Annotated in this window: 20 protein-coding genes and 1 riboswitch; of the genes, 6 read left to right on the forward strand and 14 right to left on the reverse strand. The window is 57.3% G+C overall.

Features of this window, described 5'->3' with window-relative positions; translation table 11 throughout:
• Nucleotides 1-77 precede the first annotated feature (77 nt).
• The 6 genes from VNL17_07330 to VNL17_07355 form a co-directional block, all read right to left on the reverse strand.
• Complete coding sequence (locus tag VNL17_07330; protein ID HXI83887.1) at nucleotides 78-1,460, reverse strand: FAD-linked oxidase C-terminal domain-containing protein; 1,383 nt, start codon at nucleotides 1,458-1,460, stop codon at nucleotides 78-80.
• Entirely contained in the window at nucleotides 1,457-3,379 is a 1,923-nt protein-coding gene (locus tag VNL17_07335; GenBank protein ID HXI83888.1) for an O-antigen ligase family protein, read from the reverse strand. Before VNL17_07335 ends, VNL17_07330 begins: the two co-directional genes overlap by 4 nt.
• Before the next feature lie 55 nt (nucleotides 3,380-3,434).
• Nucleotides 3,435-4,133, reverse strand: a complete 699-nt coding sequence (locus VNL17_07340) for a polysaccharide biosynthesis/export family protein (protein ID HXI83889.1) — start codon at nucleotides 4,131-4,133, stop codon at nucleotides 3,435-3,437.
• Nucleotides 4,134-4,198: 65 nt separating this feature from the next.
• Nucleotides 4,199-6,325, reverse strand: a complete 2,127-nt coding sequence (locus VNL17_07345; GenBank protein ID HXI83890.1) for a polysaccharide biosynthesis tyrosine autokinase — start codon at nucleotides 6,323-6,325, stop codon at nucleotides 4,199-4,201.
• A 181-nt stretch (nucleotides 6,326-6,506) separates the two neighbouring features.
• Entirely contained in the window at nucleotides 6,507-7,751 is a 1,245-nt protein-coding gene (locus tag VNL17_07350; GenBank protein ID HXI83891.1) for a hypothetical protein, read from the reverse strand.
• Between the two features lie 86 nt (nucleotides 7,752-7,837).
• On the reverse strand, nucleotides 7,838-8,674 hold the full coding sequence (locus tag VNL17_07355; GenBank protein HXI83892.1) for an MqnA/MqnD/SBP family protein: 837 nt from the start codon (nucleotides 8,672-8,674) through the stop codon (nucleotides 7,838-7,840).
• A gap of 95 nt (nucleotides 8,675-8,769) precedes the next feature.
• Here VNL17_07355 and speY point away from each other — a divergent pair, with 95 nt between their 5' ends.
• Nucleotides 8,770-9,885: a deoxyhypusine synthase gene (gene speY / locus VNL17_07360; GenBank protein HXI83893.1), complete on the forward strand. Its 1,116-nt coding sequence runs from the start codon at nucleotides 8,770-8,772 to the stop codon at nucleotides 9,883-9,885.
• 36 nt (nucleotides 9,886-9,921) lie between these two features.
• Nucleotides 9,922-10,809, forward strand: a complete 888-nt coding sequence (metF, locus tag VNL17_07365; GenBank protein HXI83894.1) for a methylenetetrahydrofolate reductase [NAD(P)H] — start codon at nucleotides 9,922-9,924, stop codon at nucleotides 10,807-10,809.
• Between the two features lie 34 nt (nucleotides 10,810-10,843).
• Here the strand turns inward: metF and VNL17_07370 are convergent, their stop codons facing one another.
• The 4 genes from VNL17_07370 to VNL17_07385 all read right to left on the reverse strand — a co-directional run bounded on the left by VNL17_07370 (nucleotide 10,844) and on the right by VNL17_07385 (nucleotide 15,415).
• Nucleotides 10,844-11,767: a DUF4238 domain-containing protein gene (locus VNL17_07370; GenBank protein HXI83895.1), complete on the reverse strand. Its 924-nt coding sequence runs from the start codon at nucleotides 11,765-11,767 to the stop codon at nucleotides 10,844-10,846.
• Between the two features lie 15 nt (nucleotides 11,768-11,782).
• Nucleotides 11,783-12,919 carry a trypsin-like peptidase domain-containing protein gene (locus VNL17_07375; protein HXI83896.1) on the reverse strand — a complete coding sequence of 379 codons (1,137 nt, stop codon included), beginning with the start codon at nucleotides 12,917-12,919 and terminating at the stop codon, nucleotides 11,783-11,785.
• A gap of 135 nt (nucleotides 12,920-13,054) precedes the next feature.
• A complete protein-coding gene (locus VNL17_07380; protein HXI83897.1) occupies nucleotides 13,055-14,797 on the reverse strand; it encodes a tetratricopeptide repeat protein in 1,743 nt (580 codons plus the stop codon).
• A 57-nt stretch (nucleotides 14,798-14,854) separates the two neighbouring features.
• A complete protein-coding gene (locus VNL17_07385) occupies nucleotides 14,855-15,415 on the reverse strand; it encodes a cupin domain-containing protein (GenBank protein HXI83898.1) in 561 nt (186 codons plus the stop codon).
• A gap of 160 nt (nucleotides 15,416-15,575) precedes the next feature.
• Here VNL17_07385 and VNL17_07390 point away from each other — a divergent pair, with 160 nt between their 5' ends.
• Entirely contained in the window at nucleotides 15,576-16,592 is a 1,017-nt protein-coding gene (locus VNL17_07390; GenBank protein HXI83899.1) for a TIGR00730 family Rossman fold protein, read from the forward strand.
• Between the two features lie 60 nt (nucleotides 16,593-16,652).
• Here VNL17_07390 and VNL17_07395 read toward each other — a convergent pair whose 3' ends face one another.
• The 3 genes from VNL17_07395 to VNL17_07405 all read right to left on the reverse strand — a co-directional run bounded on the left by VNL17_07395 (nucleotide 16,653) and on the right by VNL17_07405 (nucleotide 18,955).
• Nucleotides 16,653-17,402 (reverse strand): TIGR04283 family arsenosugar biosynthesis glycosyltransferase, encoded by a 750-nt coding sequence (locus VNL17_07395; protein ID HXI83900.1) that lies wholly within the window; start codon nucleotides 17,400-17,402, stop codon nucleotides 16,653-16,655.
• Nucleotides 17,403-17,477: 75 nt separating this feature from the next.
• Nucleotides 17,478-18,263, reverse strand: a complete 786-nt coding sequence (locus VNL17_07400) for a transporter (GenBank protein HXI83901.1) — start codon at nucleotides 18,261-18,263, stop codon at nucleotides 17,478-17,480.
• Nucleotides 18,260-18,955: a chlorite dismutase family protein gene (locus tag VNL17_07405; protein ID HXI83902.1), complete on the reverse strand. Its 696-nt coding sequence runs from the start codon at nucleotides 18,953-18,955 to the stop codon at nucleotides 18,260-18,262. The genes VNL17_07400 and VNL17_07405 overlap by 4 nt, the downstream gene beginning before the upstream one ends.
• A gap of 39 nt (nucleotides 18,956-18,994) precedes the next feature.
• On the opposite strand from VNL17_07405, the gene VNL17_07410 reads away from it, so the two are divergent.
• Nucleotides 18,995-19,396, forward strand: a complete 402-nt coding sequence (locus VNL17_07410; GenBank protein HXI83903.1) for a CbiX/SirB N-terminal domain-containing protein — start codon at nucleotides 18,995-18,997, stop codon at nucleotides 19,394-19,396.
• Entirely contained in the window at nucleotides 19,393-20,463 is a 1,071-nt protein-coding gene (locus VNL17_07415; protein HXI83904.1) for a glycoside hydrolase family 99-like domain-containing protein, read from the forward strand. Before VNL17_07410 ends, VNL17_07415 begins: the two co-directional genes overlap by 4 nt.
• A gap of 79 nt (nucleotides 20,464-20,542) precedes the next feature.
• Here VNL17_07415 and VNL17_07420 read toward each other — a convergent pair whose 3' ends face one another.
• Nucleotides 20,543-21,694, reverse strand: a complete 1,152-nt coding sequence (locus VNL17_07420) for a tetratricopeptide repeat protein (protein HXI83905.1) — start codon at nucleotides 21,692-21,694, stop codon at nucleotides 20,543-20,545.
• Nucleotides 21,695-23,076: 1,382 nt separating this feature from the next.
• Nucleotides 23,077-23,259, forward strand: a riboswitch (cobalamin riboswitch).
• A 25-nt stretch (nucleotides 23,260-23,284) separates the two neighbouring features.
• Here VNL17_07420 and VNL17_07425 point away from each other — a divergent pair.
• Nucleotides 23,285-25,162, forward strand: coding sequence for a PEP-CTERM sorting domain-containing protein (locus VNL17_07425; GenBank protein HXI83906.1), 1,878 nt, complete (start codon nucleotides 23,285-23,287; stop codon nucleotides 25,160-25,162).
• The last annotated feature ends 9 nt before the right edge of the window (nucleotides 25,163-25,171 follow it).

Genomic DNA, 25,171 nt, shown 5'->3' on the forward strand with positions numbered 1-25,171 from the left:
CACCCAGCCGACGGAGTAGAGCAAATAGGTGCTTCACAGGCAAGATAACTCTCATTGTGCCTGGCAACCAATCCGCCCTAGTCAAAGATTTTGCCGGGGTTGAGAACATGGTTGGGGTCGAGCGTGTGCTTGAGCGCGCGCATCACGTTCATACCGGCCTGACCAGCGAACTGTTCCAGAAATTCCTTCTTCGCCAGGCCGACGCCGTGTTCGCCGGTGATGGTGCCGCCAAGGGCGACGGTCTTTTCAAAAATCTCACGAAACGCGGTGTGGACACGCTTGATCTCTTCCGGGTTGCGCTCGTCGCAGAGAAATGTGGGATGCAGATTGCCGTCGCCGAAGTGACCGAAAATACCAATGCGCAGTTGATATTTCGCGGCGGTCTGCTGGATGAATGCGATCATTGTAGCCAACTCACTGCGCGGGACGGTGGCATCTTCCAGGATTGTTGTCGGTGACACGCCCGCGAGCGCGCTGAACGCGGCGCGACGGGCCGAGGTGAGTTTTTCAGCTTCGGCGGCATCCTTCGCGATGCGCACGTCGCGGGCGCGGTGGGCCCGCGCAAGTTCGATCATCTGCGTCGATTCTTCCTCGACGACGACAGGATGACCGTCCGTCTCCATCAACAGGATGGCTTCGGCGTCCAACGGCAAACCAATCTTCGCGTAGTCTTCGACACAGGCGATCGTGGTCTTGTCGAGAAACTCCAGAGTGCAGGGGATGATCTTGTGGGCGATAATATCGGAGACCGTCTCGGCAGCGTCGGCCATCGCAGCGAACGTGGCGAGCATCGTCCGGCGCGCGGCGGGGCGCGGGAGAAGCTTCAGTAGAATCTGTGTGACTATCCCGAGGGTGCCCTCGCTGCCAATGAAGAGATCCTTGAGAGAATAACCCGCGACATCCTTGACGCATTTCGTGCCGCACCGTAGCAGTTCACCCGATGGCAGGACCACCTCCAAGCCGAGCACGCAATCGCGCGTGACACCGTATTTAAGTCCGCGCAACCCGCCGGAGTTTTCAGCGACGTTGCCGCCGATGGTCGAAATCTTGATCGAACCGGGGTCGGGTGGATAGAACAGCCCGTGCGCGCCCGCCGCTTCATCAATGCGCGCGGTCAGGACACCGGGCTCGACGAGGGCGGTAAGATTGCGCGGGTCAATCTCCAGGATCTTGTCCATCTTCACCGTGACGAGCACGACGCAGTTTTCCATGGGGATCGTCCCGCCACTGAGATTCGTGCCACTGCCGCGCGGGACGACCTTGAAACCTTCCCCATTCGCCAGTTTCAACACATCGGAGATTTGCGGCGCGGACTCGACAAAGACAATAGCTTCAGGCAGGCGCGCCAGCATGGGTGTCGCGTCGTAACTGTACGCGATCCGCTCTTCAGCCGAATGTTGGAAGTTGGCGGGGCCAACAATTTCCGTGAGGCGACGCAGGGTGTCGGCCGAGAGGCTCATGAATCCAGCTTGCCAAGTTGCCGTAACTCAATTCCCGGCCGCAGGTCGTCACCACCCAATTCATACGCCCGCGCGAAGCTGGCGACGGCATCGTCCATTTCGCCCCAGCGCTGATAGTGCAAAGCCAGTTCGGTGTGATAGGTGGCGTTTTGCGGGTCGGCCAGGATGGCCCGCTGGTAGCGCTCGCTGGCGAGTTCGCGTTTACCGAGCGCGTCGTACACCCGTCCCATTCTAACATTCACATCCGCGTCATGCGGGTTGGCGGTAAGCGTGCGGTCGTACCAGGTGAGCGATTCGTCCAGCAGCGGCTCCCGCCGCGCGATGTCCCACGTGGCGCGGGCACTAAAGAAATCGCCAAGAGCGCGGGTGACCTCGAAGTTGCGGCGGTCAAAATTCCAGGCCCGCCGGTAATGCTCTTCCGCGGCCTGCCAATCACAGCGGCGCCGATCGCGTTCCGCTAGCCGTAAACAAATATCCGACGGATAGCTCTTGCTCAACCGCGACGCCAGCAGCAGGAGGACGCCCGCCAGCGTCGCGACCAGCGCCAGCTTGTTCAGTCCCTTCAACGACCGGGGTGTATAACGGCCCGGCAACTCTTCATCGTCATCCATCTTCCCGCTTGGGTGAACACCGCACGTGAGCGTGGTGGCCATGATGGCGACAACGGTGAACAGGTTCGCCGGCACATGCAAGCTGGAATCGAAGACCGACCCGACGGCAAGGGTCGCAACGGCGGCGAGTCCGCCGACCGTGAAGGCGTAGCGGTTTGACAGCGTGGATGCAGAGTACCGGGAGGCGCGCACGGACAGGATCCGGGTGGCGCCCATCACGAACGCCGCCAGCACCCAGAGCACGAGCGCGAGGCCAATCACGCCATATTCCGCAAACACATTGAGGTATTCATTCTGGGCGGAGTCGAGCACTCCCTGCAGCGCGCGCTGCGTGGGATACAGCCAGCGGAACATACCGGGTCCTGCCCCGATCAAGACGTTACCGCGCGCGATCTCCCAGGCATTCCGCCACAAAACTGCCCGAGATTGCCTCTCCGCGGAGATGAAACCACGTCCCGTGTCGCTTCCCGCCAACAGCCCGATGAGTGCCACGATGAGCAGCAGCCCCAACAATCCGACCCCGACCAGGAGCCAGCGAGATTTCTTGCCGCCGCGCTTGATGATGTAAACGAGCAGGACGATAACGCTGGCCAGCCAGCCCAGCCAACCGTTCGGCGCCGCTGTGAGCAATAGTGCCGCGACGATCAGCAGGCAAGCGATCCCCATCGCGACTTTCTGTTCAAAGCTCCGTCGCGAAAACAGAAAGTTGGCGGCCGCAATCGGGAACACCATTTGCAGGTACGCGGCGCAGTGATACGGACTCACAAACGTGCCGCTGGCGCTGCCGAGATACTGGTCATACTGCGGAAAGGCCCACACCCAGGTTCCGCCCAGCAACACTTGCCACAGCGTGTACACGGCCACGAGCGCCCCCGTGCCGACCAGTGTCCAAACAAACACGGTAACGTGCCAGCGGTGGCGCAAGTTATTGAGGATCAGGAAAAAAAGGAGCCCCGCACCCAACGCCTGCATCATGGCCCCACAAGCGATCGGCTCGATCTCGCTCAAACCATAACGGATGACACCGTACGCGGCGAGGGCGATGACCGGTGGTCCGAGGGCCGAGAAGACCACCGGTATCTCGCGGGTCGAGAGAATACGAACTATCCACAGCACACCTGCCAGACCGATGATAACCAGGATCGGTCCCAGGGCCCAGAACCGGACCGCGCCAAACGCCAGCGGGGCAAACACCAGGATCAAGGCGCCGAGGGCGACAACGGCGGTCTGGCAGGCATGCCCGACGGGAGACTGCGGGCCCGTCCAGACGCTGCGGATTCTCCGATTGGTGGGGTGGTGATTCACCATTGGTCACACATCGCGCGACCCCTCCCGTTGGCACACCGATTCCGGTGCTGATTGGCTAAAAGATGCTGCGAGGAATCGTAATCGTGTCGCCGGGCCGGATGGGCGGATCCTTGACCGGGTTTCGTTGCAGATTCTCGCAGTTGTAAACATCCACATTTCCGCCGCGGGTCAACTGTACTTTCTGACGGTTCGCGTAGTCCGTAAACCCACTGGCGGTATTGATGGCCTTCAGCAACGTCGTGTCTTCGCTCCAGGGAAAACGGCCGGGATTGCGCGCTTCTCCACCAACGTAGAAGAACCGCTGTGCCACCAGCACGGTCGCGTTGCAACGCACGTAATAACGCGGGACGTAATTGGCCTGGATGCGTTCCGCCAGTTCACTTGGGGTGAGTCCCGAAGCCTTGATCGGTCCCACCAGCGGCAGCGAGATATTGCCGTCTTCGTCGACAGTGAGGTCCGACGCGGGGGGGGTTGTCGACTGGGCGCCGCCGCTATCAATGCGGACCGACAGGCTATCACCCGTGCGCAGCCGTCCCGCAATCTCATCGCTGGGAGTGGCCGTAGGGTTCGAATTGGGACGGAAAGAAGAACCAGAACTGCTGGTCGTTGCGGTGTGACCGGGATTGGGAGGGGACGAATCGCCAGACAGGTCGTGAATGGAACTGCACCCCGAGAACAGGCAGAGGGCGACCCCTGTCACAATCAGCCAGGTAAATGATACGTAGCGCTTGAACAATCGAGTTGAGGTTATCAAGTCAGTTTACCTGCGATGTGGTGAATGATTCCATGGCACCGGCGTTGGCGACGAGCCGGCCGCACCTAGTATTTTCCAGACAAATCGATCTCATCACTGTCCAATGGCTTTGCCGCCGCAAGGGGCTGTGGCGCGCGGGCCGGCGTGTGTTGATAATGCTCCACCTGATCGTGATAATAGTAGTACGTCTCATCATGGCCAAGCTGCACATTGTTGACAACGACACCGAGGAGTTTTCCGCCCGCGTTCTGGACCACCTGTATGGCGCGCCGCGCCATGTTGCGGGGGTAGCGGCGATGCTGTATCACGAAGATAGAGTAGCCGACTTCACGGGCCATAATGGCGGCATCACTGACGCCGAGGATTGGCGGCGTGTCGTACAGGACCACATCGAACTGTCGTCCCACCTGTTCGATCAGGTCCGCCATTCGGTGCGACGTCAATAGAGGCAGTGCGTCCTTCGCGGTACCACCGCTGCCCCCCGCGATGGCCGAAACATTTGGGATCTCCGTCGACTGGATGATCTCCGGTACGGTCTTCGTGCCGCCAAGGTAATCGGCCAGGCCGATGGCGTTGGAAATACGCAAGTCCTCGTGCACGTTGGGGCGACGCAGGTCGCTGTCGACGACGAGCACGCGCGCGCCATGTTGCGCGTAGACGAAGGCGAGATTGACGATGGTGAAAGACTTGCCTTCCCCCGCACCCGCGCTGAGCACGCATAGTGAGGTCACTGCGCTATCCGGCTTGGCGAACTCGATGTTCGTACGCAACATGCGGAAGGCCTCGAGGTGCGCCATGGAAACGCTTCCCCGGTGGAGTAATCCCGCCTGCTGTCCAACAACGCCGAGCACCGGCAGTCCAAAATACTTCTCAATGTCTTCAATCTTCTTGATGCTGGTATCGAGGAATTCGATGAAGAACGCCAACGCCACGCCCAGTATCAAGCCGGCCACGCAACCCATCACCGTATTGCTGACAATCGCCGGACTAACGTAGGCTTGCGGCAGGGGCACCTGAGCGTAATCGATCACTTCCACGGGATTACGGGGCAAGTTCATTTCGATCGTCGCTTGCTGGAGACGGGAGTTCACCGCTTCCTCGAGTTTCATCTCCAGATCTTCCTCTCGTTGAGCATTCCGGAAGGGAAGATACTTGTCGCTTTCCAATGAGAAACTGGCGTTCCTGGCCTCGTCATATCGCGTCTGAAGATCGTCGACGCGGGCCTTGGCCACGGCGTATTCAACCTCGAAGCCCTTCTTGATTCCCTCCATGCGCTCGTTGAGCTGGTCATAGAGCTTGTCATGCTGGGCGATCATTGCGAGGACAGTGGGGTGTTCCGGACCAAAATCCTGTTTCAGGATTTCCAGGCTGGTTTCGGTTTCCGTCAGCCGCTGCAATAGCGACTGAACAGTGGCATCGCTGGTCAGCGTGTTGATGGCGTTCCGCAATTGCAGGGGATTGAGTTTCCTTACCTCGTTGAGGCGCGCCTCGGTCGTGATGACCAGGTTGCGCGCATCAGACAACTGGCTCTCCAAATGTTCCATGGTAATGTCGCTCATCTTGACATTTCCCACGACCGGGACACCCAACTCCTTGCGGAGCCGCTCGATTTTCTCCTGCACGACGCGGACCCGTTCCTCCTGCTGGGTCAGTTCCTCACGAAGCTTGTCGATTCCCTTTTGGGTTTGTTGCCGTTTCTCCTCCAGACGGTTGCTTTCAAAAACTTCCGCGATCTTGTTGGCGACATCGGCCGCCAGACGGCCGTCGTGGTCAATCATCCCAATTTCAATAAGCGACGTATCCGGGTATTGGCGGACGAAAAGCTGGCCCTTCAATCGCCGCAAAGCGATGTCCATGGGCAGACCCCACTTGTCCTGCAGTTTGAAGAATTCGATGACCGGATAGAGAATCTTCTGGGATTGGATGATCTGATACTGGGTCCGGAGGAAGTATGGGTCATACCCGGTAGCCTGTGCGGTTGCAAAAAGGTCCACGGTCGGTTTCTCAGCCTCAACTTTAATGCGCGCCGACGCCGAGTATTTCTTCGGTAGGGAAAGCGAAACGGTGAAAGCCGTCAAACCAGACAACAAAAAGAGCAGCAGGACGATCACTTTGCGCGTCTTTATGACCCGCCAGTAGTCGAGAAACTGTAGTCTCGATTCCTGTGATGGCTTTGCGTCGTTTTGCTGCATAAATCCGGTTAAATCTGCCTATCGGAGGCTGGACAATACACACCATGTTCTGTGCCAACGCAAGTAAAAAGTCAGGCCAACCCCATGGCGGAGAGCGGCTAAGGAAGGTTCCGAAGTTCGCAACCGTTGGCTCTGCCCCGTGCTTCCATCAGACCTGCCAGATGGAGCTTGATGTGGATATTCAGTATACCAGGCTGATTCCAGCGCTGGCCTGGTTGCGCGTATACGGTTGAACCAAAGCTGCTTCAGATGAGGTCAGTTGATAGTAATCGTAATTCAGGACAGCCGACACCCAGCTCCTAAAAGCGTAGTTCAGGCCAAGATGGAGTGTGAGGGCCTGATCGTTCGGGCTTATCGTGGCACCACCCACCGGTCCGATAAAAGTCGGGTTCTGAAAGCCACCTACCGCTACCGGGCCAGACGGTCCTCCTCCTCCGCCCAGCGGCTGTGTGAAAGAGCTGTAGACATACGTAATGTCGCCGATGACGCGGAGCCTCGTGGTGAGGCGATGACTGATTTCTGCAACAAAACTTGTGTTTTGCTGGGCACTGAATTGCCCGGTGACGCCCACGGTGGCTTCGCTGAGCGATTGGGCAACGGTGAGCGTAATTGTATTGATTGGGCCGTAATTGTAAACGAGCGATCCATACAATGACGGGGAAGTGCTCTGGGACCCATCCGGTGAATAACGGACCGTATAGCCGCCGTTGATTGAAAGGGACAAGCGTGGATTGAATCTTCGCACGGCGGACAAATACAACGTGTGTGAAATTGCGTTCCGGGCGCTGTTCGTGCCGGGATTGACAAAAACGTTCTCGCCGACTTGATAGTTCAACCCGACCGTGGTGCGTGAGTCGAACAGATAGAGTGCTGACAGCGTTGCCGTGTAATCTTCACGATCGTTGTTGGTCGCGATGGCTGCTTCCTGGTACCTCCAGATGTCCCACGAGCCGTTGGCCGACACGTTCCACCTCGGTGACAATGAATAGACCACGCCCCCTCCCGCGCTGTCGTAAACATATGTACCCGCTTGCACAATTGTAACGGGTGCCTTGGCGGCCCCTTGCACAAGTTGTGGCTCAAGAGAAGTGACAAAGTTCTCGTTGGCGTTGAGTGTCAACCGTGGGTTGACTGTGTAAGTGGCGCCCGCGCTGAGATTGTGGGTCTCATCAATCCCACCCAAATTGATATCGCGCGGGTAGGTGACGCCGTAATCATATTGCATCCCCGCAAAAAAGCGTTCCAAGGGAACATTTGCCCGGAACTTAAGGTCGGAAATATACCTGACACCGGCCTGCGGATTCTTCTCGACTGCGTTGAAATTATCATCGTATCCCACGGTCTCCGTGGCAGTCACTCCCCAGTTTCGGTTGGGGTCGCCCGCATGGGTGAAGTCCCACTGGGCCAAAGAGATGCGAGCAGTCATGAGGAATAAGAGCAGTGCCAGCCCTTGGAAAGGGACTCGCCAGCTTCGTTTTGCGCCCCGCGCTCTTGGTTGCCCGCAGAGCGCCATTATTCGACGAACTCCAAATTCACCGGCCGCGGCACCAACGCCGCATGGTAGGCCCGGGTGAGCAGGAGCGCGATGGCTTCGCGTCCTTTCGGCCCCATGTCCAACGTCAGTGGATTCACGTACATTCCCACAAACCGATCCGTCATAGCCGCGTCCATGCCGCGACCGAACTCACGGGCGTACGCGACGGCTTCCTCGCGATGGTCCAGCGCGTAGCGAATGCTGGCCGTCAATAACTCCGAGATCTTTTGCATCAACTGTTTGCCGAGATCCTTGCGCACGCCGTTCACGCCCAGCGGCACGGGCAACCCCGTGTCCGCATGCCACCACGCGCCGAGATCGACAATCTTGTGCAGTCCCATCGTTTCGTACGTGATCTGTCCCTCGTGTATCAGCAACCCGGCGTCCAATTCGCCGTCCTTGACCACGTCCATGATCTTGTCGAAGGGTACGACCTCGAACTTGAAATTCATCAACAACAGCTTCAACAACAGGTACGCGCTGGTCATCGTGCCGGGTACGGCGATCCGGTCGTCGGCCAGTTCGCCCACGTCCATCGGCTTGCGCGCCACCACGATCGGCCCGCACTTGTCTCCAAAACTCCCGCCGCTCCTCAGCAACGCGTATTTGTCCATCACGTACCCGTACGCATGTACGCTCAACGCCGTGACCTCCAGCTCTCCCTCGACCGCCAGATGGTTCAGGCTCTCGATGTCTTTGATTACGTGTTTGAACGTCAGGCCGGCGGTGTCCAGCTTGCCGTGCGTCAAGGCGTAAAACATGAACGCGTCATCCGGGTCAGGGCTATGGCCGATGCGAATCTCTCGTGGCTCCATGGGATTAGTCCTCCTAAATAGGTTGCCAAAAGTTTGAGTGGTTGTTAATTCTAGGGTCTCACTCGGTCGTTTGCACGAAGAAAAATCTCGATCCCATGAAAAACTCGAACAAATTCCGCCGCTTCTCCCGTCTCGATCCCGGAGCGATCAGCAAGGGGATGAAAGCTTCGCAGCTCGTCGCCGAGACGTTCCAGGCCTACAACGCCGCCCGTCTCCGCGAAGGCTGCGAGCTGTTCGCGGGCAAGATGCTGCCGCGCAACGGTCTCGTCGGTGTCAGCCTCACGGGCGCCCTCGTGCCCGCCGGGCTGGGCAAATCCTGCCTCATCCCGCTCATCAAGGCCGGGTTCATCGACTGGATCATCACTACGGGCGCCAACCTCTACCACGACATTCATTACGGTCTCGACATGAAGCTGTATCGCGGCTCGCCGTTTCTCGATGACGTCGAACTCCGCAAACGCCAGATCATCCGCATCTACGACATCCTGTTCGACTACCGGGTCTTGCTCGATACGGATGCCTTCATCCGCCAGGTGATCAACGGCCCGGAGTTTCAGCGTTCGATGGGGACGGATGAATTTCACTACCTCCTCGGCAAATATGTCTATCGGCGCGAGAAAAAACTCGGCCTGAAGGACACCTCGCTCATTTCTGTCGCCTACCAGTACGGCGTGCCGTGTTTCACTAGTAGTCCCGGCGATAGTTCCATCGGCATGAACGTCGCCGCCATGAGCCTCGCCGGTAACAAGCTTCAATTCGACGTGAACCGCGACGTCAACCAGACTGCCGGGATCGTCTATGACGCCAAGCGCAACGGCCGCAACTCCAGTGTGTTCATCCTTGGCGGCGGGTCGCCCAAAAACTTCATACTGCAAACCGAGCCGCAAATCCAGGAAGTCCTCGGTCTCGACGAGAAAGGTCATGATTACTTTCTCCAGGTCACCGACGCGCGTCCCGACACCGGCGGGCTCTCAGGCGCCACGCCGGCAGAGGCCGTCAGTTGGGGCAAGGTCGACCCCAAGAAACTTCCCGACGCGGTCGTTTGCTACGTCGATAGCACCGTCGCCCTGCCGCTGATCACCTCGTACGCCATCGACAAGGTCAAGCCGCGCAAACCGAAACGGCTCATCGACGAGCGCGACCGCATTATGGAACGGGTCGCCCGCGACTACGAAAAGTCGCCGTTCTACAGGAAGTTTCTCGACAAATAGGGGAGGGCGAGGCTCCCGCCGAGCCGTGACGACTCGATGAAAATCAGCGACATCCTCAAAACCACGCGGCCCACAATCTCCTTTGAGTTCTTCCCCCCGAAGAACGACGAGGCAATGGCCAATCTGCTGGAGACACTCGGCCACCTGCACGAGTTGCGCCCGTCGTTCGCCACGTGCACGTACGGCGCCGGCGGCAGCACCCGCGCCCGAACGCTCGAGGTGACGCTGAAGATCAAGGAACAATTCGGCCTCGAAGCGATGGCGCATTTCACCTGTGTCGGCCAGACACTCAAAGACATCGATGGCGTGTTGGAGAATTTTGCCAAACATAGCATCGAAAACGTCCTCGCCCTCCGCGGCGACCGGCCGGCCAACCAGCCCGAATCGCCCGAAGGCTGGTTTCCCGATTTCAAGAACGCCGTGGACCTGCTGCGCCACCTGCGGAAACAATTCGGCGACACCTTCAGCCTTGGTTGCGCCGGCTATCCGGAGAAACATCCCGAAGCGCCTGATTTTGAGACCGATTTGCGAAGGCTCAAGGACAAGGTGGAAGCCGGTGCTGACTTCATCATCACGCAACTTTACTTCGATAATAAACACTTCTTCCACTTCGTGAAACGCTGCCGGGAAATCGGCATCACCGTGCCCATTATCGCCGGTATCATGCCGGTGACGAACGTCGCGCAGATCAAGAAATTCACCGCGATGTGCGGATCGGTCATCCCCGAAAACATGCTCGCCGATCTCGACTCGATCGCCGACAACCCCGATCTCGTCGCGCAATACGGTATTGACTGGTCCACCCGTCAATGCCGCGAACTCCTCGCCGCCAAGGTCGACGGCCTGCACTTCTACACTCTGAACAAATCCAAAGCCACCCGCCAAATCGTCCAGAACCTCCGGCACGACGGCGCGCTGAAGTAGGACGCGCTGGTCTGACGAACAAGTTGACGAGGATTCATACGCAGGCTGAAACTCGAATGAACGAGAGAGTTGATTCGGCTGTCATTCCTAGAACTGCTAATTCAACTGCCGATTGGGAGACTAGTCCGTGGTTCCGCGGCTCTTTGAGAAGGCTGGCTGCGCTCCTCTCTTGCTCCACGTCGAGTCGTGTTCGCGAATAGACGGCGCTAACTGCTTGGCGACACTGGTTCTTGTTGAGAATCCCGTCGTCCGCATGCGTCGTGCGATCCGATAGGATCTGGACGAAGCGCTCATCAAAAGCTACAGCGATATGGAACGGAGTGACCGGTAGAATAGCGAAGTGACAATCACGCCGATCATTCGTGGTGAAAAGCATCGTTGGATTATCCGAAGTGATTAATTCACTGTTAGAGGTGGGCGCAATAATTCTGACTCGCCAGTGCTTGTGCAAATGTGACTTGAGTTCCTTCTCTGTCGGAATTCCGTCACTCTTGCCAAGCACCATGTCTCTGAGGAAACAAAACAGTCGAGTTCGATAAGCTCCGAGATTGTTTTGGCCCGTCAGATTTTGATGAGATTTATTCCGTAAGCACAAATCAAAAACCATCAGGATTAGCCCGAAGTATTCCTGGAATGTCGGTTCTTGATTCGCTCCGGCTCTAATCTTCTTCAGGCAACCACCATACAAGTTTTCAATCTGTCCGAAATAGCTCTCCGCTTCTTTAGCCGACGCCGCTGTGTAAAAACACTTGTCGTTGCACTGGCTGTCAACCGGGACGAACAGGCTTCGTGATCCATCAAATCGCCACACTTCGGATTTCCGCCCTCGGCAAAAGTCTGGAGAGAATTCCTTTAAGTAAACGCAAGGAAGCCAATGCTGATTCTTCGGTTGATCAGCATTCCTCGAATTCATATTCAATGGATTCGCTGGCTGTCCCAAACAAGTGACACGCTTCATTTTTGTAAGTGAACCTCACCGTAAGGCTTCCGCAAGCTCACGAGCCCTCTTGGGATCAAGTTTCTCCAGTTGCGGAACGATTCCCAGCGCCTTTTCGTGTTGACCGCTTTGAATGTATGTCAGGCCCATGAAATACCACGCGCTTGGATCGTCGGGCTTCAGCTTGATAGATTGTTGCAAGGCCGCCACTGCTTCAGCGTACTTTTGTAGTGCTAGATACGCAACGCCGAGACACTGCCACGATGCCTCATAGTCGGGCTTAAGTTTTATCGATTGGCGAAAGGCTTCAACCGCGTCGGCGTAAAACTCGAGCATATAATAAGTGCCTCCGAGACCATTCCAAACTCTTGGGTTGTTTGGGAATCGGTTCACAAGCACCTTGTCTCGTTTCAACGCTTCGACATAGTCACCCGCCAAGTGAGCACTAACGCAAGCCTTGTAGTCGGGATCAGCTTCCAACTCCTGCACGGCTTCCTTTGAGAGCTCCGATAGCAATTTGATAGTACCGAGGCGCGGAAGCACTCGCTTTACGCTCTCAACGGGCACAGCAAAATTGAGCGATTGGCCTCCCTTCAACACCGAAACAGCCACACCGATGACTTCGCCCTGCATATTGAGCACAGGTGAACCGCTGGAACCCGGCGAAATAGCGGCAGTGATCTGAACTATTCGCGCGTCGCCCATCAACTCCCGGACTGCAGACACGATTCCTTCCGACAGCGTTCCCTCCAATCCCAGTGGGCTTCCGATGACGGCGATACGCGAACCAACTTCGATCTTGTCGCTGCTTCCGAGCGGTAGGAATGGTAGATCCCTGCCTTTGAGTTTTAGCAGCACGAGATCATCCTTCGAATCGTCGGCCAGCACGCCTTCGACGGGGAACAGGCCGCCATTCTCGGCCTTGGCGACTGCGCTGGCGGCACCTTCGATGACGTGATGATTGGTGATGAGCTTGCCGTCGCTGGAGACGAGGAAGCCCGTTCCCGTGGCGATTTCCTTGCCGTCGGCATCGGAGACGACCAGCAGCATGACCGCAGGCCGTGCTTTCTTGGCAAGGGCTTTGAGATCGATCTGCTCGGTTTCGCCACGAGCCTGCAAAGCGAGGAACGGCGTGGCAATCAGCAACAGAAACAGCACGAGACAACGCTTCATGCACGGCAGGATATGACCGCGCCCCGCGTAGGGTCAAGAGGCAACGCCGCGTGAGGGCACGCGGCCTACAACACCTTCGTGTTCTTCGTGACTTCGTGGTGAACCTCCGGAGACTCATCCATCTGATCGCAAGCCTCAAGGTTTCTCGAAGAATTTCAGGAACAGCAGCGCGACGCCGTTGTTCAGGACGTGAATGAGGATTGGCAGGCCGAGCGAGTTGGCTTTCCAGCGGGCCCAACCCAGCACGAGGCCGAGACAAAATATCGGGATGAAATACACCACCTGAAGATGCACTGCGGCAAAGAGGAGTGAACTGACCAGGATCGCCCCGGTAACGCGCAGCCGCTTTTCCAGCGCCCCATAGATCAGGCCGCGAAACAGAATCTCTTCAACAATCGGCCCGACAATGACGACGGACGAAAACGCCGCCAGCGGATTGGCGATCAGCGCGTATTTGATGAGCGGGATCGCTTCTTGAATTGTCACCGGCCGACGGAGCACACGCTCAACCCAGTGCGCGCTCCAGGGGCTTATCCCTGACGCCAGAACCAGCCCGAGTACCGACAGTCCCATCACCTTCAGCGTCCCCAGCCGCAATGGCCAGGAAAAGGGTTGGCCCCAAGGTTGCCGCGCGAATCCCCGCATGGCGGCAAAAATGACCGGGATTCCCGCAAGGGTAATGCCGAACAACAGATTCTCGGATATTTTGATCCACGACAGCAACGCCAGGCAAAAAATCAGGGCGATTTGCCCCTGGAAAAACACGATCATCCACGCAAACGAAAACCCCAGACGAGGAAATGTGTCCGTGGAAATCTTGAAACTGGAACGCAAGAGAGCAGTCAGTCCAATGAGGTAAGAGAGCAGGAGCGCGCTGCCGCCGAGGGTAAAAATTATCGGGTACAGCCGATAGGCCTTCTCGTATTGCGACGAGAGCAGGTAGCAGCAAAACAGCGACCGGCGTACCGTCTTGTCTTCGCCCCTGACCCCGAACGCCTTCTCAAAAGTTGCCGCTGCCTCGTCAAATTGCCCGATCCTCAGGAGGCTTACGCCCCGCCATTCATAGGCTTGGATATCCTCCGGGTCGATTCGAATTGCTTGCTGGAAAGCCCCGGCCGCCTCGTCGTAACGGTTGAGCGCAGCGAAACTCCGACCCAGCCAGTAATTGCCATCACTGTTCGTTGGTTGAAGCGAAATGCTTTTTTGAAGCGAAGAGATCGCCGCCTGATACGCTTTCTCATGGTAATGGTTAATGCCCAACCGGTAGTAGGCGTGTGGGTTTTGTGGATCCAGTGACAGCGCCTTTTCAAAGATCTTGCCGGCTTCGCTGTAACGCCCGAGGTTCTCCAAGCAGTAACCCAGACCGACGTAATAACTCACATTGGTCGGATTGATGACGATCGCCTGTCGACACGCCTTCTCCGCTTCGCCATAACGTCCCAGCCGTTCCAACGAACGATAAAGCCCGTTGTACGCTTGATCATTTCGGGGATTCAGTGAGATGTATTTTTGGTACGCTCCAACGCCTTTGACATACCTTCCCAACGAATAATAGACCTCGCCGAGATACAACCACGTATTCGTCCGCTGGGGATTCAATTCTAGGGCCTTCTCGTAAGCAACGGCCGCTTCTTGCCGCCGGTTCAATCCCGCCAACGTGTACCCTTGCCACGTGTAGGCCGAAGAATTCGTTGGCTCGGTCTCGGTTGCCAGGCGAAACAAACTCTCCGCCGCGTCCCAGTTGTTGGAAGCCAATTCGGCGCGCCCGCGTTGGATCAGTTCCGTCGCCGAGATCGCGACGGTTTCTTCGCCAAAGGCTGGCTGTACTAGCAGCGCCAGATAGAGCAAACCGGACCAGCAGGAAAGGAGTCCCTTCATGACCACGGAAAGTACACTCGTTCGTATCGAATATAGCAAGCGATTCGTGCGCGGATACTACTCGACTGTCAACGCCGTGATCTTCTCCAGAAATTGCGGGTAACTCCCGATCAAATCCCCTCGCCGTCCGTGTTCATAATCGACGAACTCAAACCCCGGCGCGACGGTGCAACCGAGCAACGCGAACTTCCCTCCGTCAACCAGTCGCGAGCCCTGCCAAACGCCGCGTGGGACAACGACCTGCGGTTGCATTCCCGCACGTAGGTCGGTACCAAGCATAACTGTTTTGCCAGAGCCATCGGGCAAAAGCTGCAGCAACTCGACCGGGTCACCGAGATAGAAGTGGAAGATCTCGTCGCTTTGTAGCCGGTGCATGTTGGAGAATGTGCCGGGCGTCAACAGATAGTAGATGCACGTGCCAAACGCCCGCGGTCCCACATAGCGAGGGGACAATATGCCGGACGGGATACTCTCGCCGGCGCGGTAAGTTTCCGAGAAGAATCCGCCTTCCTTCGGATGCGGGCTCAGCTTTAACAACGCAATGATTTCCTCCGCGGTCATCCCGCGCTCGTTTACACGAGCAGACCCGCCGCCGCAAGCCGTTTTGCAAATTACCATCCAAAAAAACCTTTACACGCCGCCGCCAACGAGTACACTACCCGGCAACTGAAATAAACACGCGCGCGGGGCGCAACGCTGGAGTCGGCCCTCGACTCACCCGGACTTCGAAGTTCGACTCAAGCAGTGCTCCCCGGCGAATATCCATTAAGGAAGTATTATGTCCCAATCCAATCCGGACCAGGCTCTCATCCAACAGCTCATCCAACAACATGGCGGCTCCGACAATGCCGACCTCGTGGAAGACATCATTGAGACCGCGTTGCGGCTCGCCGACGACAAGGCGGACCGCCTCGATGTCAAAGTTATCACTTCGGCGCTGAAGGAACTGCGCTACGCCTCGAAAATCTTTGCGCCATTCCGCGGCCAGCGCAAGGTCACCGTTTTCGGCTCGGCGCGCACGAAGCCCGAGACTGCGGAATACAAACAGGCGGTCGCCTTCGGCAAGGTCATTGTCGACCACGGCTTCATGGTAATCACCGGCGGCGGGGAAGGGATCATGGGCGCGGCCCAACATGGCGCGGGCCGCGACAAGAGCTTCGGCCTGAATATCCGGCTGCCCTTCGAGCAGGAGCCGAACATCGATATCGTGGGGGACCGGAAGTTGATCAACTTCAAGTATTTTTTCACCCGCAAACTCTGCTTCATCAAGGAGAGTGATGCCATCGTGCTGTTCCCCGGCGGTTTCGGCACGCATGACGAAGGGTTCGAGGCGCTGACGCTGATGCAGACGGGCAAGAGCCAGCCCAAGCCGCTGGTGTTCGTCGATCGTCCGCGCGGCAACTACTGGAAAACGTGGTGGCGGTTCGTTGAGGACCAGCTCCTGGACGAGGCGTTGATCAGCAAAGAGGACCTCTCCCTCTTCAAGGTCACCGATGACGTGGAAGAGGCCTGCCAGGAAATCATGCATTTCTACAGCAACTACCACTCTTCCCGCTACGTGAAGGACGCGATGGTGCTGCGCGTGAAGTATCCGGTCACGGAGAATCTGTTGCGCACGCTCAACGCGCGCTTCGCCAACATCTGCGTCAACGGCGGGCAGTTCCGCGCCGCCGGCCCGCTGCCCGAAGAAGAGAACGAGCCGGAGTTGAAGGACCTGCACCGCATTGTCTTCCCGTTCAACCGCACCAACTTTGGTCGGCTCCGGTCCTTGATCGACGTGATAAACCATCACTAGGTCGGCAGGGGAAAGCCACTGCGGCAACAGACAACGGTCGGGTGCGGCCCGACCGCCCGATCACGTCCGCTCTTGCAGGCTCTTGCGGTTGGGCGGAATCAACTCGGTCTTGTCGCGGCGCGGTTTGCCCGAGACGAGCCAGCCATCGTGAATGCGCCGAAGTTCCCGGGGCGGGACGCGCAGCATGAAAAGCGCGGTCACCCACCAGTTCACCAGCGTGGTCCGCACCACGCCATTGGTGTTCCAACGCTGTCCGCTGGTAACCAAACCGGAACGAATGAAGGTGAGCCGCCCCGCGCGGCGCAGACGCCGGGCGAAAGCGATGTCTTCCATGATGGCGATCTCAGGGAATCCACCGAGCGCTTCGAAGACCTGACGCCACACGAAAACCCCTTGATCGCCGTACGGCAAATGCAACCACCGCGACCGCCGGCTGGCCACTCGGGCCACGAATCGGCAGAGACGGCGGCGTGAATCGATGTGCAGGTCAAACGCTCCGCCAACCGCCCCGTCGCCAATGATGCGCCGCTGGATTTCATCCAGCGCGCCTGGCAGGAGAAACGTGTCCGCATGCAGGAAGAGGAGGATATCGCCGGTCGCGTGTCGCGCGCCGACGTTCATTTGCTTGGCGCGGCCCGGTGGTGTGCAAAAAACATACGATGTGAACTGTTGGGCGATGTCGATCGTGCGGTCGGTCGAGCCGCCATCGACGACGATGAGTTCAACATCGGGATGGTCCGTAAGCTGGCGCAAGGTAACCGGGAGGTTTACTTCCTCATTCAGAGTCGGAATGATGACGCTGATAACCATGGCTCGCCTGGCTCAATCAACTCTTACCAGAGTTTAGGTCAAAAATCCAACGGAAAATCACCCCGGCCCACGAAATTAATCTTTATCAATGCCGCGGTGCGTGATGTTGTCGAATTCCAGTGTGACAGATGTAACGATACCGTAGTCGGCCGCGGCACCGGTGACGCCAATGGGGACAGCGACGAGAAACTCCAGGTTCTTTCTCGGTTTCCAAATCAGCTCAGGCGTCACGTAATACAGGGTGCGGTCATGGTTCGACTCGCCATTGCCTTCGAGCGCCAGGAACCAATGTTTGATCGGGTAAACCAACGCGACATTGTACTCGAAGTCGTCGCGAGGCTCTTCGCCCGCGTCGGTGACAGCGCGTTGCCACCCGCCATTAAGTTGGACGTTGAGCGGACCGAGCCAGGTGCTTGCGGTGAAGAACGGCTCCAGCGTGAGCCGGCCTTCGCCGAGATCGTGCAAGCGGTCACCGGTCGGGATTCCCACCGCGAGGCCGACATCGAGCGCCAGGGGCTTTTCGCCGACGGGGATGACGCCGTAACGCGTGGCCACTTCGACATCGCCGATGCCATTGGCGGCTCGCGCTGCATTGGGGTTGACGAACTGATAGGGCACCTCGGCATCAAGCTCCCAACGGTCGGTCAAGCCGTATTCGAGCTCGGCCGCCGCGGTGATTTGTTTCTGGTCGTGGAATTTGAAAAACCGGAAATCCGCGGAACTCTGGAATTCATCGGCGTCCTGCAAGGTGATCGAACGGGTGATTGCCAATTCTTCCGGCAATGGTTTCTCGTCCTGCGCCTCCTGCGCCAGGACACAGGAGAGGGGAGCTAGCAACGCAGCGAGCAGCAGCGCCTTCATCCGAGCGTCGCCAGGACCTCGTTAATACTGCCCCGAATGCAGGTAAAGATTGGCGTGTCGCGCAGCGTATACTTGCGCACTTCGTGCTCGCGCATTTCCATGACGAGATCGATGAAGTCCTGGGGTTTGTCGCCCTCGAACGCGACGACGAACTCGGGATCGTCGAGGCCGAAGCAATAAATGGTGTTGATCTTGATGCTGGGGTAGCGATGCCCGGTCTCGATGTGCACATTCATCATCCGCTGGCGTTCTTCCTTCGAGATAAGATACCACTCGCTGGTTTTCCAGAAGGGATAGATGAAGATGTATTTGTTCTGGCCCGGGATGACCCGACCCCGCCGACCCTCGCTGCCTTCATGTTCGTGGTGGTCCACGTACATCGAACGTTTCGTCATGCCGAGATAGCTGTAGGGGGTAGAGCACCACTTACCGAGGCTGGTGTTGAGCAGTTGCGTGCTCATCTCGGTGAAATCTTCCAGCCGCTCGCTGATGCGCCAGAGCACGAAGTCCGTGTCCGCGCGCGTTCCCACCGTTGTAAAGGGGATCATCAGGACGCGGCCTTTCCAGTCCTTGACCACGCCCTCGAATTCACTTCGGCCACGGTCCCGCTCTTCACGGGACAGCCGCCGCCACGCCGGATCGGTTTTGAAGAAAAGGTAATTGACGTACTGCCGTTTGATTTCGTCGCTCATGGTTGTCGAGGACACATTTAATGCTATACTGGCCCCGCGATGCAACGGAAAACAGGTGTCCTGATCTTCACCCACGGCTCGCGGCTCAAGGAAGGCAACGAGATCATGGTCAAACTCGTCGACCAGGTCCGCCAACAACTCGGCTACGACCTCATCGAGCCGTGTTTCATGGAACTCGGCAAACCGCCCATCCCCGTCGCCATCCGCAAACTCATCCGCCGCGGCGCCAACCACATTTTTGGTTACGCCTTCTTCCTCGTCCCTGGCTCGCACCTGCGCGAAGACATTCCGTTCATTTTCGAACAAACCCTGAAGAAATTCCCCGGCGTCACCTACGAGATCAGCCCGCCCATGATGTCCGACCCCACGATGATCGATTTCGTCGCCAAGCATGTGAAAAGCGCGCTGGCCGCAGAAGCTGAAAAATCGCGCAGTCTATGAATAGCAAGGTGCTGACTCCACGCGTTGCCGGCCTTCTGGCCGCCGTCCTTGTTTACAGCACCGCTGCTGCGCAGGATCCGTTGCCACAGGGCCGCGACAACGTGCACTGGAAGAACATACCGCGGCAAGTCCTGGCATTTTACTACGGTTGGTACGGCAATCCCGCTACATCGGGCCGCTGGTTCCATTGGGAAAACGCGAATGAAACCGCGAAGAAGATCGGGAATTCGACCCATTATCCGGTCTTGGGCCCTTACGACAGCCACGATACCAAGGTGATTGAGCAACATTGTCGTTGGGCCAAAGCCGCCGGTATCAGCGGGTTCATCGCAAGCTGGTGGGCACCGGGAGATTTCCACGATCAGGGCCTGCCGTTGCTGCTCGACGCAGCACAAAAGAACGGACTTACAGTTACCGCGTATTTTGAAATCGTTCATCCGGAAAACGCCCCGAAGCCGGACGGCGCAGTCAAAGACGTGCTCTATCTCCTGGAACATTACGGCAAGCACCCGGCGTGGTTGAAAGTGAACGGCAAACCAGTCGTCTTTGTCTATTCACGCGCGATTAATCAAATTAAAGTGGATGGCTGGCTTCAGGTAATAAACGAGGTAAATAAAAAATACCCCGGTGGCGCGATCTTCATCGGCGATCAAATCACCAAAGGCGCCGCGAGCGTCTTTGACGGCATTCACACTTATAATCCCACCGGCTCCACCGCCGGAAAATCGCCCGAACAGGTCCGCGCCTGGGCGCACGCCGCTTACCCCAACTGGATCCAAATCGCCGGAAAGAATCGCATCGCCTGTCTGACGGTCATCCCGGGCTACGACGACAGCAAATTAGGGCGCCCCGCGCCACGTCCGATTACGGACCGCCGGGACCGCGAAACCTGTCAGATTCTCTTCGAGGAGGCGGTCGCCGCCAATCCCGATTGGATTCTCATCACCAGTTGGAACGAATGGCATGAGGGGAGCGAGATCGAGCCTTCGCTTGAAAACGGCGAGCGCGCACTAAAAACGGTCGCCGCCTTCGCGCCAAATTTCTGTAGGTTGAGGCCGCGCCCATGATATCCGACCCCACCATCATCGACTTCGTCGCCAAGCATGTGAAGAGCGCGCTGGCCGGGACACGCCGCAGTTGATGGTGTTACTGTGTCTCAAGCCTATTGAGTATCGCTTGCACACGATTGACTTCGTCTGTGTGACCCGAAGCCGAGAACCCCGCCAGAGCCTCCTGGTACGCAGCAACTGCTTCGACTTGCCTTTGGGGCTGGTTCGTAAGCAGTTGGCCAAGATTTTCCAAGCAGAGCGGCTTTTCTTCGGCAGACGCGAGCTGTAAAGATTTCTTAATTAGTTCCTCTGCTTCTTCCCAGCGGTTGGAATCGGTTGTCAACATGGCTCCCAGGGCGTTATATGCCAACGCACTATTCGGTGAAAGACGTATGACTTCTCGGCAAGTTTCTTGTGCGTCCAGCAACTTGCCTTGGTTGAACTGATGTCGGCCTTTGCCTTCTAGCAAGAAGTGCGCAAGCTGCTTGGAGGCCATCGCGTACGAGGGAGAGAGGCGAACTGCCTCTCGAAACTCCTGCTCGGCCTCGGTTAGGTTCCCCTGCATCCAGTAGAGCGTGCCCAAATTGCCATGTACGTCATGGAAGCCTGGATTTAGCCGGAGAACTTCTTGAAATTCCTTTTGTGCCTCTCCTAGACGATCCATCTGCATTAAGAACAAACCGAGCGCGTTATGGGTTTTGACTCTCTGCGGTTGAAGTCGCACCGCCTCTCGGTATTCTGCCTCTGCCTCTTTGACCCTTCCCCTTTGAAACAGGATGTCAGCAAAGGTGGTATGAGGCATTGCCAAACCGGGGTCGAGCCGCATGGCTTCGCGAAGATGCACTTCAGATTCGTCCAAACGACCCAATGCGAGAAGTGAGGCGGCAAAATCATTTTGCAACTGAGCGATCGATGGGTTCAAATCGACGGCTTTGCGCATCCACTGTTCCGCTTCCACGGGACGTCCCAGGAAGAACAACGCCCCTCCTAATCCTCCTGCGGCATAGGGAGAACTTGGCGCTAGCGCAACTGCCTTGCGGTACGCACGTTCCTGTTCGTCGTATCGCCCAAGCATTTCCAGCGCGCCGCCGAGATGTTCCCAGCTCCATGCGTCATCTGGAACCAATACAACGCACAGTCGCGTCATCCGCTCGGTGTTGGTCCAATCGCCCGATCGTTCGTACGCGTAAGCCCTTCGACGCAAGTAGTAAGCGAGCCACTCCCGACTGAGCTTAAATGCTGCATACATAAGTGCGATGCAGGCAAATGCCGTGAGGCATACACATGCAACACGCCTACGTCTGTTTATTCCTGTCCGCATGGAACGACATGGGGTCAGGTCCACCTATTATGTGATGAGGCACCGGTGTCAGGTCCCATCATAAAACAGATTGGTTCCCAGCTTACTTTTAACCACTCGCCCCCACCCTAAGTCGTTGCGCAATTTAGTTCAAGATTGCGGTCATTGCCGTGAAGACGTGGGTTGTGATCTAACAGATTGTTGCCGGTGCGTTAGTTTGGAGGTGTGGCCGCTGCGTGTTGCCGCCTAAAGCTGTCCCGGAACTTAAAGAATGCGCCGACTATGCCGGAGCAAACGGCCAACAGACCAATGATCAACAGGGGAGTTACCACGAAGCGTAGAAAGAATGCGTCAGCTTTGTCATTCGGCGTCCTTCGATATAGCCATTTACGCTTCATGGCACGATGCCGCAATATAGCTAGTCCTCCGGGCAAAGTCGAGTTGTGGATGCTGCCTAAAGTCGAGCGACGCGTAGCCGGCTCGTGCGCAGTTTCACCGCCGATGTTTGTTGGGTCAGACGTTGGTCGCGGTCGGGATCAGCCGTACAACGCTTGCAGAACGTCCCGGGGATTACGTGAAGCGACTTTGAGGAGTGCGCGGGCCGGGGCGCGGGGTTGACGTTGCGATGTAGTGGCGCCCGTCCTGGGCGTGTCCCCATTTACGACGCCGGTCCAAGCCGCCGGGACGGCGGCAGCTACAATGATCTTTCTTCTGGACATCGGATTCCGATAATTGTATGATCCGGGGTGTGAGGCATCAGACAAGACGGCGCACGGAGTGCACGCCCTACCAAAAACCATTGTGAACGCCACGAGAGAGGAGAGAGACACCCATATACGTTTCTGCGAAACGAACCCATTTTGTTTTCGCACAGTTTTCGATGGATCGATTGTGTTTGCAGGAACTTATGCGGTTTGCAGACGAGTTTGCAAATGGGTTCGTTCTGGAAAACGAACCCATTTTGGAGGGGGTTTTTGGCGGATTTGGATGCCACAGGAGCGGAAAACAAAGCGAAATCTCGGATTGTGGAGGTACAAATATGGATTGGAGATTGCCGCGAAAACATCATCGCGGGTTTGCCGCAAACGACAGCGGCGTCTCGTCGGACTCGGCCCCGTCCGACTCGGCTTTCGGTCGGATGAAGTGCGCGGTCGGGAGACCGGCGCACAACGGACAGAAGACATTTGTGGAAATGAACGGCGCGCGGTTAGCAACCGCAGCTACAAGGGGACAGAATTATGACGGGCAATCGAACGACGGCGGTTCCGGCCCGAATTTTCTTGAAGTCACATCGGGTTCTGCTTACGCTCCGGGCAGTTCTTTGAGGTGCATTTATGTCTCAACACGTCGGTGCAGGGAACGCCGTGAGATTCGGCGACAGTGGCGCTGCTGTAACTGGTTACGAAAGCCCAACCCCGAAAATATTCGGGGTGAAGAGCCATCCAAACGGAGAAGGCGGGCGAGTAGGTCTGAAGCCAGAAGTCAGAATAACGGCCGACGCGTGATCCAACAATCCTTCGAACCAAAGGAGATCGTGTCATGTTCCGTCCCCAGGCCGTTGTTGTTTCTGCCGCAGTCTTTTGCTGGGCAGCGTTTGTTTCCGCGTCCACTCAAGCCAGCTCTTTCGCTGACTTCGTCGTTTCGTACAACCCCGGTACCAGCCCCGCGGCTGGTTTCACCAATACAACCGCGGTCCTCGGTGCGCCGACCGCTTCGGCAACAGTCACCGCTCCACCTTTCCAAAAAACCCAGATTCTCAGCCTGGGTTTCGGAGGTTCCTTGATCGTGGGGTTCAATTCGCCCGTCAGTAACAATCCGGCTAATCCATTCGGATTGGACTTCACGATCTTCAACAATTCGTTCTTTACCCTGTCGGGCAGTACTATTAATGGAGTCTTCACTCATGCGGGGTTGACCGTCTACGCCAGCCAGGACGATACGAATTTTTATCTCCTGAGCAGTTCCACCAATAACGGGGCCGGAGGTTTGTATCCTACGGCAGGCGCTGGCAATCCATTTCTGCCAGTCAACCCGGCGCTTGGCCTGTCGGCTTTTACGGGTGGAACAACATCGAACGCGTTGGCGTTGTACAACGGTTCTGCCGGAGGCGCTTCCTATGACCTCAGCAGCGCCATCGACACGAACAGCAATCCGGTGAACCTGAACTGGATCTCTTACGTGGAAATTATCAACACTTCCACAAATTCTGTCGGGGAAATCGACGCGTTCGCGGTCGTTCCCGAGCCATCGTCTCTCATACTTGTCGTCACCGCATCCTTGGGTGTGTTCGTGTTCAAGCGTCATCGCCGGCTTGTGTTGGGATTGGCCATCGCTGCATTTGCCGCGCAGTCAACTCTCGCCTCGACCAGCCTCACTGAAAACTTCTCCAGCAATCCGTTTGGCACCTGGTCATTCGGAATCGGAGACAACAGTAACAATCAGTTTACCTGGACCAATACACCCGGCGTTTACACCGGAGACTCAAACGGCGAACTGGACGTGCATCTGAATTCGTCCCTGCCGACGGCGCGGCTCCAGCGCCCGCTCGGCGTCATGGTGACGGACACCAACGACTTCACGCTCACCACGCGCTTTAGTTTTCACATCATCAGCGCGCCGGGTGAGCAAGGGATGCAGATCGCCTTCGGGCTTGTGAACAGTTCGCTCACCGGCGGCGACCGCACCGGCACCTCCACCAACTTCAATAGTGACAACACATTCCACACCGTCGAGTTCAACTACTTCCCGAATGTCTCGACTTTCTTTAACTCAGGACCGACGCTCACGCCCGCAGTGACCGGAGCGCAGACCACCAGCAACGCCGATGCATTCGGCAATTTTGCTTCGATCTTCGGCCCGGATTCCGATCTCGGTGATAACACCAACGGTGTCACGGAGTTGCCGCAGGACGTCACGCTGGAAGCCACGCTGGCCTATGACGGCGCGAGCAAAACGCTGGCGCTGACAGTAAGCCAGGTGAATTCCAACGGCACGCTCACGCTCATCGACACGGAAGTGCCCTCGATGGATCTTGTCGCGAACGGTTACAACACCAACTTCCCTTTCAGGGTCGATACCCTGGCGATCATGGCCTATCAGGATGGGTTTACCACCACGAACGATCCATCCCTGGTCGCGGATCTGCGGTTCCAGGGATTTGATTTCACGACATCCGCCTCCGCGCCCCAGCCGCCGGGCTTCGTGTCGATCAGCATCGTTGGCACAAATGTCTCCCTGGCCTTCCCCACGATCGCCACCTCCCTTTACGATGTTCAGAGCAGGACCGACCTTGCGTCCGGATCCTGGAGCACTATTGCGAGCAACATCGTCGGCACAGGCGGGTTGGTAACTAACATCGATGTTGGCGGGGCCGTGGTGCCTCGTCGGTTTTACCGGGTTGGCTTACAGACCAATTGAGTGAGCCCA

The organism is Verrucomicrobiia bacterium, from assembly GCA_035577545.1.
In the GTDB taxonomy this organism is placed as follows: Bacteria; Verrucomicrobiota; Verrucomicrobiia; order Palsa-1439; family Palsa-1439; genus Palsa-1439.